The sequence below is a fragment of the Cyanobacteriota bacterium genome, from assembly GCA_025054735.1.
In the GTDB taxonomy this organism is placed as follows: Bacteria; Cyanobacteriota; Cyanobacteriia; order SKYG9; family SKYG9; genus SKYG9.
The window spans coordinates 1-15,479 of sequence record JANWZG010000032.1; the positions used below are offsets into that span (position 1 = coordinate 1).

General features: G+C 49.3%; 15 protein-coding genes. 4 read left to right on the forward strand and 11 right to left on the reverse strand.

Going from position 1 to position 15,479, the window contains the following annotated elements:
- The first annotated feature begins 133 nt into the window (after positions 1–133).
- On the forward strand, positions 134–1,414 hold the full coding sequence (eno, locus tag NZ772_02895; protein MCS6812506.1) for a phosphopyruvate hydratase: 1,281 nt from the start codon (positions 134–136) through the stop codon (positions 1,412–1,414).
- Positions 1,415–1,776: 362 nt separating this feature from the next.
- On the opposite strand, the gene NZ772_02900 is transcribed toward eno, so the two are convergent.
- The 4 genes from NZ772_02900 to NZ772_02915 all read right to left on the reverse strand — a co-directional run bounded on the left by NZ772_02900 (position 1,777) and on the right by NZ772_02915 (position 6,485).
- Positions 1,777–2,958, reverse strand: coding sequence for a transaldolase (locus NZ772_02900; protein MCS6812507.1), 1,182 nt, complete (start codon positions 2,956–2,958; stop codon positions 1,777–1,779).
- Positions 2,959–2,967: 9 nt separating this feature from the next.
- Positions 2,968–3,588, reverse strand: a complete 621-nt coding sequence (locus tag NZ772_02905; GenBank protein ID MCS6812508.1) for a heme-copper oxidase subunit III — start codon at positions 3,586–3,588, stop codon at positions 2,968–2,970.
- Positions 3,589–3,676: 88 nt separating this feature from the next.
- On the reverse strand, positions 3,677–5,356 hold the full coding sequence (ctaD, locus tag NZ772_02910) for a cytochrome c oxidase subunit I (GenBank protein MCS6812509.1): 1,680 nt from the start codon (positions 5,354–5,356) through the stop codon (positions 3,677–3,679).
- A gap of 88 nt (positions 5,357–5,444) precedes the next feature.
- On the reverse strand, positions 5,445–6,485 hold the full coding sequence (locus NZ772_02915; GenBank protein ID MCS6812510.1) for a cytochrome c oxidase subunit II: 1,041 nt from the start codon (positions 6,483–6,485) through the stop codon (positions 5,445–5,447).
- 505 nt (positions 6,486–6,990) lie between these two features.
- On the opposite strand from NZ772_02915, the gene NZ772_02920 reads away from it, so the two are divergent.
- Both NZ772_02920 and NZ772_02925 read left to right on the forward strand, forming a co-directional pair.
- On the forward strand, positions 6,991–7,935 hold the full coding sequence (locus tag NZ772_02920) for a COX15/CtaA family protein (GenBank protein MCS6812511.1): 945 nt from the start codon (positions 6,991–6,993) through the stop codon (positions 7,933–7,935).
- Between the two features lie 87 nt (positions 7,936–8,022).
- Positions 8,023–8,985 (forward strand): heme o synthase, encoded by a 963-nt coding sequence (locus tag NZ772_02925; protein MCS6812512.1) that lies wholly within the window; start codon positions 8,023–8,025, stop codon positions 8,983–8,985.
- 234 nt (positions 8,986–9,219) lie between these two features.
- Here NZ772_02925 and NZ772_02930 read toward each other — a convergent pair whose 3' ends face one another.
- From NZ772_02930 to NZ772_02960, 7 genes are all read right to left on the reverse strand, one after another.
- Positions 9,220–9,888 (reverse strand): DUF1614 domain-containing protein, encoded by a 669-nt coding sequence (locus tag NZ772_02930; GenBank protein MCS6812513.1) that lies wholly within the window; start codon positions 9,886–9,888, stop codon positions 9,220–9,222.
- 230 nt (positions 9,889–10,118) lie between these two features.
- Positions 10,119–10,994, reverse strand: a complete 876-nt coding sequence (locus NZ772_02935; GenBank protein MCS6812514.1) for a Rieske 2Fe-2S domain-containing protein — start codon at positions 10,992–10,994, stop codon at positions 10,119–10,121.
- Between the two features lie 13 nt (positions 10,995–11,007).
- Positions 11,008–12,150, reverse strand: coding sequence for a histidinol-phosphate transaminase (locus NZ772_02940; GenBank protein MCS6812515.1), 1,143 nt, complete (start codon positions 12,148–12,150; stop codon positions 11,008–11,010).
- A 5-nt stretch (positions 12,151–12,155) separates the two neighbouring features.
- Positions 12,156–12,359, reverse strand: coding sequence for a hypothetical protein (locus NZ772_02945; GenBank protein ID MCS6812516.1), 204 nt, complete (start codon positions 12,357–12,359; stop codon positions 12,156–12,158).
- Between the two features lie 39 nt (positions 12,360–12,398).
- Positions 12,399–12,893, reverse strand: coding sequence for a DUF2752 domain-containing protein (locus NZ772_02950; protein ID MCS6812517.1), 495 nt, complete (start codon positions 12,891–12,893; stop codon positions 12,399–12,401).
- Between the two features lie 54 nt (positions 12,894–12,947).
- Entirely contained in the window at positions 12,948–13,214 is a 267-nt protein-coding gene (locus tag NZ772_02955; protein MCS6812518.1) for a TM2 domain-containing protein, read from the reverse strand.
- A 106-nt stretch (positions 13,215–13,320) separates the two neighbouring features.
- A complete protein-coding gene (locus NZ772_02960) occupies positions 13,321–13,695 on the reverse strand; it encodes a hypothetical protein (protein ID MCS6812519.1) in 375 nt (124 codons plus the stop codon).
- A gap of 229 nt (positions 13,696–13,924) precedes the next feature.
- On the opposite strand from NZ772_02960, the gene carB reads away from it, so the two are divergent.
- A partial coding sequence (gene carB, locus NZ772_02965) for a carbamoyl-phosphate synthase large subunit (GenBank protein MCS6812520.1) occupies positions 13,925–15,479 on the forward strand: 1,555 nt, incomplete at its 3' end.

Below are 15,479 nucleotides of genomic sequence, written 5' to 3' on the forward strand. Positions count from 1 at the left end.
CTGGAGTAACGGTTCACATTAGGAAACATTATGGTCATAGATTAAGAGAATCCAAAGCGAACCCCAGGAGACGGATTCTTCTGATTGGATTGATGGAGAGACAATAGCATTTGCATTAGGGGAATAACATCCTATGGTTGCGATCGCATCAGTTCATGCCAGAGAAATTCTTGACTCTCGTGGTAACCCGACCGTGGAAGTAGACGTGGTGCTAGCAGATGGCAGTAAGGGGCGAGCGGCTGTTCCCTCGGGCGCATCAACTGGAACTAGAGAAGCTTTAGAGTTACGGGATGGAGACGCTCAGCGCTACAAGGGCAAAGGCGTGTTGAAGGCTATCAACAATGTAAACAAGACCATTGCTCCAGAACTTGTAGGAGCAGATGCTGGAGATCAGGCTGCGATCGACAACAAGATGCTGATGCTGGATGGCACAGAGTATAAATCCAACTTAGGAGCTAATGCAATTTTAGGAGTGTCAATGGCCGTTGCTAGAGCTGCCGCCGTTGCCGCTGGAATGCCGTTGTATCAATACTTAGGGGGTGCTGATGCCCATCTATTACCCGCTCCTTGCTTCAATATTATTAACGGTGGTGCCCACGCTGATAACAGTGTTGACTTTCAGGAATTCATGGTGGTGCCTGTTGGTGCGCCTACCTTTCGAGAAGCGATGCGGATGGGAGCTGAGGTCTATCACGCCTTGAAATCTATTCTCAAGCAAAAGGGCTACAGCACTGGTGTTGGGGATGAAGGGGGGTTTGCTCCTAGCTTGCAGGCCAATGTAGAGGCGATCGAAGTCATCTTGGCAGGCATCGAAAAGGCTGGACTAAAAGCAGGCGAAGACGTAGCAATTGCTCTAGACCCAGCTACCAGTGAGTTATATAACGATGGTGTCTACGTGTTTTCTAAGTCCGATGGCAGCCGCAAAACTTCGGAAGAGATGGTAGCACTATGGGAAAGTTGGGTTAACCAGTTTCCGATCGTGTCGATTGAAGATGGAATCGCTGAACAGGACTGGACAGGGTGGCAACTGTTGACGAAAACCTTGGGTAGCCGCATTCAACTTGTAGGGGATGATGCGTTTGTCACGAATCCCAAAATTATTCGGCAGGCGATCGCCGATGGGGTTGGCAATTCTACTCTAATCAAGGTCAACCAGATTGGCTCGGTTACTGAGACTCTAGCTGCGATCAACGATTCTCGCAGCGGTGGTTACACCGTAATGGTCAGTCATCGCTCTGGTGAAACTCCCGATGATTTCATTGCTGACTTGGCGGTTGCTACTAGCGCTGGGCAAATCAAGACAGGTGCCCCTTGCCGGGGTGAGCGCTTGGCAAAATATAACCAACTGCTGCGCATTGAGGAAGAACTAGGCGACAAGGCTATCTATGCAGGTTGGACTTGCTTTAAGCGCTAGCTGTAAGCATACACAGCCTAGTTAGGACGTTAATAGTGAGGACTGAAGTCCTCACTACAAGCCTTAACAGCCATCAATAAGCATTTTAGGCATTTCTAGTTACACAGCCTAGTTAGGACGTTGACAGTGAGGACTGAAGTCCTTACTACGAGCTATAACAGCTATCAATAAGCATTTTAGGTATTTCCAGCTACACAGTCTAGTTAGGACGTTGACAGTGAGGACTGAAGTCCTCACTACGAGCTATAACAGCCATCAATACACGTTTCTAGTTCAGTCCACAAGTAGCAGGCGATCGCACCTTTGGCATGATCGCCTAGTTGCAATAACTGTTAAATCGTTACTAAATCGTTAAGAACTTGTTAGGCAACGCCTGCTAGGTGGAAGACAGCCCCTAGGCCAGAAGCCATTTCTTCAGGGGTAATCTTGCCATCTTTGTTGACATCTAGAGCATCAAAGACAGCATCAGTGCCAGCCCACTCTTCACGGGTGATAAAGCCATCTCCGTCTAAGTCATACACTCGGAACATGTCTTGAGCAGCATGGCTAACGATTTCCTCAGCCTCCAGACGTACTAGCCGCTGTTTGAGTAACTCTTCTAGGGCTACCAGCGCCTTAGTGAAGCCCTTAATGCCCTCATCTAGTTTTTCAGAGGCCATGCGATCGGCAGCGTGCATAGCATCAAACGTCGCCTTGTCTACAGTAATTTTCTCGATGGTCATTCCACGCGCCACTTCTGGATCTAGCTTGCGAGGCAACTCGCCAGTCGTTGTTTGTAGCTCTTTCAGCAACGCCGGAGAAATGGTTAATAGGTCACAGCCCGCCAACTCTATAATTTCGCCAATGTTGCGGAAGCTAGCACCCATGACTTCAGTTTTGTAGCCGAATTTCTTGTAGTAGTTGTAGATGCGAGTAACGGACAATACGCCTGGATCTTCCTCTGGAGGATAGGAGTCGCGACCTGTGCTTTTCTTGTACCAGTCTAAGATACGACCGACGAAGGGAGAGATGAGAGTAACGCCAGCTTCGGCGCAAGCAATCGCCTGGTGAATGCCAAACAACAGGGTTAAGTTGCAGTGAATGCCCTCTTTTTCCAGAACTTCCGCCGCTTTAATCCCCTCCCAAGTAGCAGCAATTTTGATCAGCACCCGTTCTGGGGAAACTCCAGCAGCCTTGTATTGGCTAATCAGGTCGCGAGCTTTGGCGATCGTTGCCTCAGTATCATAGGACAGGCGAGCATCTACTTCTGTGGACACCCGTCCAGGAATAATCTTAAGAATCCTTAGCCCAAAGGACACTGCCAGACGGTCAAAGGCTAAGCTCACTACTTGATTCTCAGAGGCTCCTGCTCCTAGATCACGCCGTGCTTGCATCAAGGTATCGTCCACGATCTCCTGATATTGAGGCATCTGGGCGGCAGCTGTAATCAGTGATGGATTGGTTGTGGCGTCACGGGGAGTAAAGGTCTCGATCGCCTGAATATCGCCCGTATCTGCCACTACGACTGTCATCTCTCGCAGTTGCTCAAGTAGTGTCCTAGACATAGATTCCTCCTAGAGAATGTATAGCAACAAGAACAGTACAATCCAAACCACATCCACAAAGTGCCAATAGAGTTCTGCTGCCTCTACGCCAAAGTGGCTAGTGCTAGAGTAATGACCTGGCTTGAACGATCGCCAAAGCACCGCCAAGATCATTACTAGTCCAAAGCAAACGTGCAGGCCGTGAAAGCCAGTTAACACATAGAAAGTACTAGCAAATAGGTTAGTCGCCAGTGTGAATTCCAAATGGTTATATTCATAGAGCTGTCCAGCTAGGAAGATGGCTCCCATGAGGGCTGTGATCCCAAACCACATCTGCAAACCTCTGACGTTATCGGCCTTAATGGCTTTGTTTGCCTGGTTAATCACAAAGCTACTGGAAACTAGGATGGCGGTGTTAATGCTTGGCAGCAACAGTTCCAATTCTGTGTCGTTTGTCCAACCAGGAGCTGCTAGGCGAAAGGTTCCATAGGCGGCAAACAGGCCCAGGAAGATCATACTCTCTGCCACGAGGAACACAACTACGCCGAACAAGCGAAAGTCATGATGGTGGGCAGCACCGTGATCAGCAGTGTGGGCAACAGTCTGATGGTTACGAATTGCCTTGGTGGGGTCAGCTAGTGAACCTTGCAGTTGCATCAGTAATCAATTCCTCCTAGTAGCTTGGAATAAAAATTAGTGAGGTCAGGGAAATTTCTACCTGGGATCGAAGGCAATGGTTTTAAGGGCCATCAGGAATCGCTAACCTGCGAGATTTGGATATCATTTCTTCTACGCCTTCGGTACGTGTGGCAACACCGTAGTCATAGGGATGACAAACCAACACAGGGTCTCCGTCAAAGTTTTCTACGGGTGGTGGTGATGAGGTCATCCACTCTAGGGTTAGTGCTTTCCAGGGGTTATTGCCTGCTTTGGGGCCTGCAATCCAGCTCCAAATGGCATTGACAATAAAGGGAATTGTAGAGGTTGCCAAGATATAGGTGCCGATCGTACACAGCAGGTTAAGTGCAGCAAACTTAGGATCATACTCAGCAACCCGACGAGGCATCCCCGCCAAGCCTAGCTTGTGCATCGGCAAGAAGGTCAGGTTAAAGCCAATAAAGGTCATCACAAAGTGAAGAATGCCTAGCTTCTCATTCAGCATTCGTCCGGTCATCTTAGGGAACCAGTGATAGAGGCCAGCGTAGAGACCAAACACACTGCCTCCAAAGAGTACATAGTGCAGGTGTGCCACAACGAAGTAGGTGTCATGCACATGCACATCTATAGGAACAGAGGCTAGCATCACCCCACTCAGCCCACCGATTACGAACATCGAGACAAAGCCCATGCCAAACAGGAGGGCACTGTTGAGACGTAGCTTTCCACCCCACAGGGTTCCCAGCCAGCTAAAGATTTTGATGCCCGTGGGAACGGCGATGATCATGGTCATGATCATAAAGAACATTCGCAACCAGTCAGGGGTGCCACTGGTAAACATGTGGTGTGCCCAAACAATCAAACCAAGGAAGCTGATGGCAATACTAGAGTAGGCGATCGCCTTATAGCCAAAGATGGGCTTGCGAGCGTGCACGGGCAGAATCTCAGATATCATGCCAAACACTGGCAGGATCATGATGTAAACCGCAGGGTGAGAGTAGAACCAGAACATGTGCTGGTAGACGATCGGATCACCACCGCCCGTGGGGTTAAAGAATGCAGTCCCAGCCATCAGGTCAAAGGACAGTAGGATTAATGCCCCTGCCAACACTGGCGTAGATAACAGCACTAACCCGGAAGCAGCTAGCATAGCCCAGCAAAATAGGGGCATTGAGTTGAACCCCATGCCAGGGAGGCGCATTTTGACGATCGTGACGATAAAGTTAATGGCTCCCAAAATCGAAGACGTACCCAACAGCAACACGCTCAAGATCCAAATCAGTTCCCCAGCCTTGCCATTCATCAAGCTTAAAGGCGGATAGGATGTCCAACCGGAGCCAGCAGCACCAACAAAGAAACTGCTTAGCAGTAAGATGCCAGCCGGAGGAATCAGCCAGAAGGCAATGGCATTTAACTTAGGAAATGCCATATCTCGCGCGCCAATCATCAGTGGCACTAAGTAGTTACCAAATCCACCTGTTCCCGCGGGCACAATCCACAGAAAGATCATGACCGTAGCGTGGATAGTAAACAGGCTGTTATACAACTCTCGACTAACAAAATCAACATCTGGCGTAGCTAGTTCAGTGCGCACTGCCGTAGCCAAGGCACCGCCAACCAAGTAAAAGATAAAGGTGGTCACCAAGTATTGAATGCCAATTACCTTGTGGTCGGTGCTAAAGGTGAAGTAAGTCCACCAAGGGGTTTCACCATGCTCATGATGAACTTGCGGAATAGGAACTTGGAGTTGTGCTTGAGCCATAGCTAACAAATTTCAGCGTAATGTACAGGTGATGGAGTCTGAGGACGATCGAACTAGTGAGTATGTACCTAAGGCCCTACATTGACCCTTACATTGTGGAGTGCAGCGAGTGGTTTTCATGCAAGCTATGTAGCACTGCTGAGTTGACTCCAAACTCTTGGGCATAGGGAGCCAAGTAGTCAGCGTCAGACATTGCCGATGGGCTAACCGCAGCTACCACTTGTTCTCTATCTGTAGTGGCAACTGCCTTCTGGGATTGCAACCAAGCATCGTAGTCTTCAGCACTGTAAACATGCACTTGAGTCTTCATGCCGCCGTGGTAAGAGCCACAGAGTTCTGCACAGATAACTGGATAGGTGCCAATTCGGTTAGCCACAAATTGCAACTGAGTAGTGCGTCCCGGTATAGCATCTTGCTTCAACCGAAACTCTGGTACCCAAAAGGCATGGAGCACATCATTCGCACTGATGTTCAGCACAATCGGACGATCAACAGGAATGTGCAGTTCTCCAGACACGACCCCATCCTGGGGATAGGTGAAAATCCAAGCAAACTGTAACCCCGTTACATTCACCTCCACGGCATCGCCTGATTTAGCGCCTGTCATGTTCTTGATGCCATCAGGAATTGAGGCCACTAGATTAGCAGATACATTAGCAGACTGGTCAGAGTCTAGGGAGGCAGCGATCGCTGCTCCTTTTGCTAGGGTCTTGGAGTGACTAGCCACCTGGGTTGCGGAGTGACGATGATGAGCACTGTGACTCATGGGGTCGATCGCGCCTTCGCTCATGTACACATCAAAGCTGTAGACGGCCAAACCCAAGACAATCACCGCTGGAATCGAAGTCCATAGTACCTCTAGGGGAATGTTGCCATGCACTGGCAGGGCATCGGTGTTGTCTCCTGGTTTGCGACGATAGCGAATGCCAACGTAGATCAAAACTCCTTGCACCAGCAGGAACAACGCCATAGCGATAGTCACCATGGTGTTGAATAAACCATCAACTGCAGGAGCAGCAGCAGAGGCTTCTGCTGGCAGCAGCCCATGATTCTGACCATACCAAATGCTGACGATCGTAACGATTACACCGATCAATAGGGTGATAATGGGAGTTGGGATACTTTCCACGGCTCGTAATGACTCAATTCAACGATGAACTACTTCAGTCACTTAACACCATAAAGCAGAGAACCCAGAATCGTTATGTAACATAAGCAATCCTTCAGATTGTCTTCAGGATCAGGGGCCATTTGCCATTAAACACGAAGCACTTGCTAGACATTTGTGACAAGATGTATAGATTTTAGCCATTTACTACTATTTGTATAATGGCGAACAAACTTTCGACCAATCCTTTCGACAGTCATTGTGGCTAGCCGAGGGTGGCACTTTAATTCTGTTGCAGTAGATGCATTGGCAGTTGCAGCTTAACAGATCGACTTGTTAAGAATTGTTTCAGTAGTGCAGGGATCTATCCACAATCAAAAGAAATACCAAAACTTTCCCGCTGTCTCAGCAAGCATCTTTACAGTTGTAAGCATTAGCAACACATTCAGGAGTACGGGGCTATGAGTAGCCACTCTGCAATGCTGTTACTCACTGTTGCACATTGGTTGGATTACTGTTTGCGCCTATGGCAAATTTGACTTGGCATCAACCCAGTTCTTCTAAGTCTGTAGGCTCTAGCCTAGACTGCTGTTTGAGTGCACAGGAAAGCATTCGTCACCTAGTTATGCAGATGGCAGTAGCTACCTTGGTCTTAATGGCGATCGGCAGTGCAACTCGCGTGATGAACGCAGGACTAGCCTGCCCTGACTGGCCACTCTGCTATGGTGTGCTTGTGCCTCGGCAACAGATGAACATACAGGTGTTTCTAGAGTGGTTTCATCGCCTAGATGCTTCTCTGATTGGCGTGATGGCGATCGGGCTGGCTGTTCGCTGTTGGTGGCAGCGTCATCACTTACCCCAGTGGACTCCTTGGCTAGCCACCGTAGCTTTAGGACTAGTTGTCGTTCAGGGACTGTTGGGCGGCCTAACGGTGACAGAGTTGCTCCGTTTTGATATCGTTACTGCTCACCTAGGCACAGCCCAGCTATTTTTTACAGTGCTCGTGGTGATGGCAATCACTCTTATACCTTACCAGGGCACTGGTACCGTTGGTAAGTTGCCCTGGGTAGCTCTGCTATCTACCTTGTCAGTGTACTTGCAAAGCCTGTCGGGTGGGTTAGTGGCTTCGCGTTGGGCATTGCACCAATGTTTTGCCCAGGGCGAATTGTGTGTGGTTATGAATGCCCATGTCATGGGAGTTGCGGTACCAACAGTCCTAACAGTGACTATGGTTGTGCTAGCTCATCGTACCCCTGCTCTACATCCGCTATTGCGAAGGTTAGCGACCTTGGCAGGTGTTGTCCTCGTGCTTCAGGTTTTGCTGGGTGTTGCCACGTTTTATCTGCGTTTGCAAGTAGAACTGCTAACTGTAAGCCATCATACGATCGGCGCTATGTTGCTAGGCATTTTGACAGCATTTACTGGATTGTCTCTGCGCGATCGTATTCAAGCTAAGGGCATGGCTATCTAGAGAATCCCAGCTAGCTCCCTCTATTGAATTCCCCACCAATCCATCCTCACTACTCAATTTACCTATCCTTCACAAGAGCAACTGTTCATGCAACTGACCCAATCAACGACCGTTAATGCCACTCGACTCAACCGCACTTGGGTTGAGGTTCTGCAAAGCTACTACCAGCTCACAAAGCCACGCATTATCTTGCTGCTATTGATTACCACTGTGGCAGGCATGTGGATTGCAGCCCAGGGGCATGTTAACCCTCAGTTGCTAGTGGCGACACTGATAGCAGGCACCTGTGCAGCCGGATCTGCCAATACGCTCAATTGTCTTTACGATCGCGACATCGACCAAATCATGGAGCGCACGCGCACTCGGCCCTTGCCCTCTCGACGGGTACACCCCTGGCACGCCTTGGCGTTTGCAGGTATTTTGGCGGTGATTGCCTTCACCCTGCTAACTGTAGTGGCTAATCTGCTCAGTGCTTTGTTAGCAATGACAGGCATTGTATTCTATGTCTTGGTTTATACCCACTGGTTAAAGCGTCACACAACTCAAAACATTGTTATCGGCGGTGCTGCGGGAGCCATTCCACCTCTGGTCGGTTGGGCAGCCGTTACAGGCGACCTCAGTTGGGCGGCGTGGGTACTTTTCATAATCATCTTTTTCTGGACACCACCTCACTTTTGGGCGCTGGCACTGATGATTCGCCAAGATTATGCCGATGTTAATGTGCCCATGTTGCCAGTGGTAGAGGGCGAAGAGTCCACTGCCCGGCAGATTTGGCTCTACACAGTCCTCTTGATTCCCATTACTATGGTGCTGGTTTATCCCCTAGGCGTGTTGGGAGCGGTCTATGGAGCGATCGCACTGGCACTAGGTATCTGGTTTGCCATCAAAGCATGGATGTTGCGTCAATCTCCTAAGGACTTGGGCTTGGCTCGATCGCTGTTCAAGTCTTCTATCCTATACTTGATGCTACTCTGTGCTGGAATGGTGCTGGACTGCTCACCTCTGGCGCATCAACTCACCCACACTGTTGCCAACTACCTGCACCTCTAGCTGGATAGCATCATAGATACCCTCTCAGGTTGAATTGAGAAACAAACCCAACACCCAAATTCTTCCTAACTGCCCCCCCAGGGCCTAGCCTAGCATTTCTCCCAGACAGGCACCAACGGGTCAACCATAATTGCAGGCCCAACCAATGCAAAGGGTAGGGAAGTAGCATTTTGCTTAATGGATATGGGGTTGGGTATGTTTCCAAATGCACTAGTTTCTTCAGTGATAAATAGGTTAGGTGAGTAGTAGAGCAAAAAGTCCGCACAGGGCAATGCCATCAAATACTCCTGCTCCGCCAATACTCAAAACCCCGGCTGACATCTTCTCAATTTGAGGTAAATGCAATAAATCAGCACCGATCAAAGTTCCTAAAACTCCACCAGCAAAGGCCACGGGGGCTGCACCATTTCCAACAATTAACAATGCCATCAGAGCAGCCGTCAACGGTGCAACTAGGGCATTCATTTGAATACCGATGCCTGGGACAACTTGAGCCGAGAAGTAGCTCATGAAGGTAACAACAGTGGTAACAATTAAAATCGCTAACGGATCGGAACGTGTGAATTCATAGAGAGCCAGCAGAGTTGGAATTAAACCACCGCCTACATTAAGGGCTACGATCGTCCTTTGTTCAATTTTGCGTAAGGGAATGCCCCAAAATCGAGCCATCCACAGATCAGCAAAGTCTGGAATAATTGGCACTTGAGAGACCCGTTCATAGAGTGGAATATTGATTGTGCTGCCTAAAATCACAGCAGCAAATAATAAAAGGGCGATACTAGGAGAGAATCCTAATTTGGCAACGGCAATTTCTACAACATCCAGGGCGACTGCAAACCAGATAAATGGAAACAGCAGCAGGAAAAGTACAAAGAGAAGCAGCGTGACTGGCAAGTAAATCATTGAGAGCATCCATATAACTCAAAAAGGAGGTGGCGTTGCTAAACACAACTATGAATTGACCTCATCTCCAACCCCTTGCCGGAGCTAACACTCTTATTCCCTCTCCTTAGGAGAGGGGCTAGGGTCAAGACTGCAAGCAGCTCAGGCATGAGAATCACACGGCTGTGCAGCAACGCCGATTGGTAATGTGACATTTTAGCCAGGATGGCATTTGATTGGTTACTTGTGTATTATGAGCCAGAAGCACACTGGTGGAGAATAACGTTGCGAACCGCATGGGAAACGGGGTTAGTTTCTCGGCTGCGATCGCAGCCTGACAGGTTATAGGCCCGTTGTTCTTCTTCTACAGCACGGATGTCTTGGTGAAAAACTTGGCGAAAGGTGCCCCAATCCAGCAGGGGATGTAACAGGCGCAGAATCCAGGGCATTCCCCACACATGGCGGAAATAAAAGGTAGAGTGAACCCAAATGCTCTGGGCACCTGTCGGCACATAGGTGACAAACAGGTAAAAGGCACCATCCTCTGACTGGAGGTGAAAATAGGGATACTCATAGGTAATACGGATGTAGTTTTTGCCCCGTTGACCAATCAGTGCTGCCAACAGACGGGGAGCATCTACTTCGTAGCGGGCAACCACAGTACGATCGTCGCTCTCCAGCGACTCTAGCCGAGGATTTGCCCAAGGCTGCTGACTGCGGTGCAGATCTGCATGGAAAAGATCCGTAGCATTTTCTGTCATGTAACTAAAGTGACAATTAACTGCACCTTCCATCGGGATGGGATGATAGCGGCGATCGTGGGCAGGTGGAATCACAGGTAGCGGTCGCTGGTCTGCTAACTCTGGATCTCCAGGAAACGCCCATACCCAGCCGCCATATCGTTTTACTGGGTAAGAACGCAGACAAAACTTGGTGTGCAATGCTGGCATTCCTGGAATCTCAGTGCATTTTCCAGAGTTGGTTTCAAACTTCCAGCCGTGGTAGCCACACACTAGCGTATTGCCCTGTCGTCGTCCAAATTGGCTAAGGCGCACTCGCTTGTGGGGACAAGCATCTTCATAAACGAACACCTGTCCTTGGCGATCTCGCACCACCACTAGCTCCACATCACCAATCGGACTATCGGGGAGAGAGGGCAGATAACACGTGGGTCAAACGGGCGATCGTGCGGTTATTTTCCGCTGGAGTACCAACTGTAATGCGTAAACCGTTGCCAGTATGCCGCACCAAGGTGCCAGACGCTTTAAGCTGTTGGTGAATATCTGTGAGGGAGTGATGAGCATAGTCTGGCTGAAGCCGTACAAACAAAAAGTTGGCATCACTGGGCCAAAGGCGGAGTTGTGGACAGGTAGAAAGGGCTTGGAACAAGCGATCGCGCTCTTTTAGTAATTCTGGGATCACGGCTAACAGGGTTTGTCGCTGGCTTAGGGCTAACTGAGCAGCAACTTGGGTTGTACTAGGGAGGTTGTAGGGCAGGCGAATCTTTTCTAGCGCCGCAATTAAGGCTGGATGGCCAATGGCATAGCCAATGCGATGGGCTGCGAGGCGAAACGCCTTAGAGAAAGTCCGCAACACAGCCCAGTTGGGATGCTGGATCAGTTCACCAACTACCGTTTGTTGGCTAAACTCAAAATACGCCTCGTCAATCACAACTAAGATGTGACTAGGCAGTGTGCGTAACCATTCCAACTCTGTAGGCGTGAGTGCATTGGCGGTTGGGGAATTGGGATGCACCACAAACATGGCTCGAATGGGGGGATTTTGGGTGTTGGTGATCGCTGACTCTGCCTCAGCTAGATTCATTTCAAAGGTAACAGGCGATCGTCCCACTGTGATTACCGGAATGCCCAAGCCTTGAGCCTCGATCGCATACATCGAAAAGGTTGGCTCTGCCACTAGGATTGCCCCCTCACCCCTTAGACAGGTAGCAATCAGCAGCGATCGAATTAGTTCATCAGAGCCATTGCCAACGGAGATCATGTCGGGAGGAATAACCACCGCTTGAGTCACAGTTTCACTGACATAGGTCGCGATCGCCTGCTTCAGTGCCTGGTGCTCCCCGTCAGGATACCGATTGGACTGTATCTGTTGTTGATAAAGCCAGCCTAACTTTTGCTTTAGATCCTCTGGCAGGTCATAGGGATTTTCGTTGGTGTCTAAGTGATCCAAGACAACCTCGGCAGCTAGGGCTGTGTCGTAGCCGCTGGGATGGGGACTGTAGGCACGAAAGGCAGCTAAATCTGAGCGAATGAACTCTAACATGGGTGCTATTTCTCCTGAGATCTGCCCCAGCGCAGGTAACTGAGAACGATCGCGGCAGTTCCTACCTGCAATGTCAGAAATGATAGATAGCTCTTCAGCCAAAAATTCAGAGGCAGCGCATCTACCCCCAGAGAAACGGCTGGGAAAACAGCTAGCCCCCCCGCCATTAACACCACTAACAATAATCCTTTGCGCTTAACTGTCTGCATAGTAGGGATGCCTACCTCGGTTGCTATGCTGTAGCCTCTCTAATTTAGCACCGATAACCCTTGAAGCAGATGAGTCAAGGGGGCATTGGCGATCGCAAGCTGCAATTCCCCAGAGCTAGCCCAGTACCAGAGACGACTGAGGTAATAAACCCCCACCGCGATTGCAAACCCCACTTGCCAGCGTTGATCCATCAGTAAGCGTGTGTAAGCTGTACTAATGGGTCGCCCCACTCGCAACTCCCAGAGACAGTGGCCGATCGCACCCAAAAATACCAAAAACACTAATGGCCCGAATAGGTGCTCTGTTATAGCATGGACAAAATCCCCGTGGGCAAGCGCCAAGAACGATCGGGTCATACCACAGGTAGGACAGGGGATCCCTGTAAAATAACGAAACGGGCAAGGAGGCAGAGGTAGCACAACCCCAACAACATACAGCCACGCAATTAGAATAGGAGTAGTAGCAATTGCAACAATGCTAGCCCTTACCCATCGCCCAGCAACGGTTAATTCTAGACCTACAGCCTTGCCCATAACACACGCTCGAGTGTAGTCCAGCCTAATCCAGTGTAACCCAGCAACCTAGATTTACAGCCAACCTTTCTTATTGTTAATGTAAGTGTTAGCAAATTCCTCATCAGATTTGGTGAGGTAGGTAATCCCCTCAATAATACCCAGAATACTCATCACAGTTGCGCCAATCCCACAAGTTAAAAGAGACACCGCTATCATGATGATGCCTTCCGTGGTGTAACCCAAAATAAACTTATGAACACCAAATGCGCCTACTAAAATGCCACAGATACCAGCCACAGTTTTTTTGCTGTTGATATCCCCAGAACTTCCGTTGGTCATGTTTAAATGCTCTCCAGTTTGAGATTAACCTAGTAGTTAGCATAGCCAGCGATCGCTACATCGATTACCCAGCTTCACATTTCGCCATATCAGAGTTAAGTTCCGATTAACGGGCGGATAACGCACTAACAAGTCCGATGATAAATCCACCAATGAAGGCCAGAATAATCAGTACAATCTGGAACGTATACAAATTTCTCAGTTCCCCCAAAGCAGCCATCAGGTTTTCAATATCCCGTCCTTCTGTTTCAACAATCAGCTTGAAGGACTTGGCTGCTCGCATTGTTAGCAACCCAACTACTGCATTGGTAATCCCTTGCACTGCTCCTAGGAGGCCACCTCTAGCAACAGCAGCCAGACCAGCTAGAATTCCTAAAATGCCAACAACCAGCATGATGATACTAAACAGGTTCATCTTGCCAGATAAATCGCGAATTAGCTCATTTTGGGAGTCGCTAAACTCATATTCCTGGTTTTCCATATCCATGCCCTTGTTGTAAGGTTGACACCACTTATTTAACAGGTTTTGCCCAGGTTTAACAGGTTTTGTCCAGGCTTTTCCATATAGCGTGATTGCGCAACCTGTTGAGTAATCGTCACCAATCACTCACACGTTCATCATCCATCCCCAGACAGTAAGCGGTACAATCAACCACGATTAGTCATTCGTCAGATGACAGATGACAATCAGTCCTGTTATTACATTGCCTATGCCTCGCCGTAACGACCTCCGCAAGATTCTGATAATTGGCTCTGGCCCGATCGTCATTGGGCAAGCTTGTGAATTTGACTATTCTGGCACCCAAGCCTGTAAGGCGCTGCGGGAAGAGGGATACGAAGTTGTGCTGGTAAATTCCAACCCTGCCAGTATCATGACAGATCCAGAAATTGCTCACCGCACCTATATCGAACCCCTCACGCCTTACATTTTGGAGCAGGTCATTGCTGCTGAACGTCCTGATGCCCTGTTGCCTACTATGGGTGGTCAGACCGCGCTGAACTTAGCCAAGACGTTAGCTGAAACGGGAGTGCTAGACAAGTATGGTGTGGAGTTAATTGGTGCTAAGTTGCCTGCCATCAACATGGCAGAAGACCGCAAGCTGTTCAAGGAAGCCATGGAGCGGATTGGGATTGGTGTTTGCCCTTCTGGTTTAGCAGAAACCATGACCGAAGCACGGGAGGTAGCTCAACGGATTGGCTCCTTTCCGGTCATCATTCGTCCTGCCTTTACCCTAGGGGGAACAGGCGGTGGTATTGCTTACAACCCCGAAGAATTTGAACAGATTGCCCAGTCAGGGTTGGATGCTAGCCCGGTATCTCAAATTTTGATTGAGCAGTCGCTTCTGGGGTGGAAGGAGTATGAACTGGAAGTGATGCGAGATTTGGCAGATAATGTGGTAATTATTTGCTCGATCGAAAATCTGGATCCAATGGGCGTGCACACCGGTGACTCAATCACCGTTGCCCCTGCCCAGACCTTGACTGACAAAGAATATCAGCGGTTGCGGGATGCTTCCATCAAGATTATTCGGGAAATTGGGGTAGAAACAGGCGGATCTAACATTCAGTTTGCTGTCAACCCTCTCAACGGGGATGTGATCGTCATTGAAATGAATCCCCGTGTTTCCCGGAGTTCTGCCTTGGCCTCCAAAGCCACAGGATTTCCGATCGCTAAGTTTGCCGCCAAGCTAGCTGTAGGCTATACCCTAGACGAAATCCCCAACGACATTACTAAGAAAACACCAGCATCCTTTGAACCCACCATCGACTATGTAGTTACCAAGATACCCCGCTTCGCCTTTGAAAAATTTCCCAACTCTGAACCTGTGCTGACTACCCAGATGAAGTCTGTAGGGGAAGCTATGGGCATTGGGCGCACCTTTCAAGAGTCCTTTCAGAAGGCACTGCGCTCCCTAGAAACTGGACGAGCAGGCTGGGGTTGCGATCGTCCTGAAAAACTTCCTAGCTTGGAGCAGATTCGTGCTGGATTGCGTACCCCTAACCCAGAGCGCATCTTTACCCTACGCCATGCCATGCTGCTGGGAATGACCATCGACGAAATCTATGAGTTAACTGGCATCGATCGCTGGTTTTTGGGTAAATTACAGGGTTTGCTAGATACCGAGAAAAGCCTCAAACGCACAGCGCTGACGAGTCTAACAGCAGATATGCTGATGGCGATTAAACAACAGGGGTTCAGCGATCGACAGATCGCCTTCGCCACCAAAACCAGCGAAGATGAGGTGCGCGCTTACCGTAAGCAAC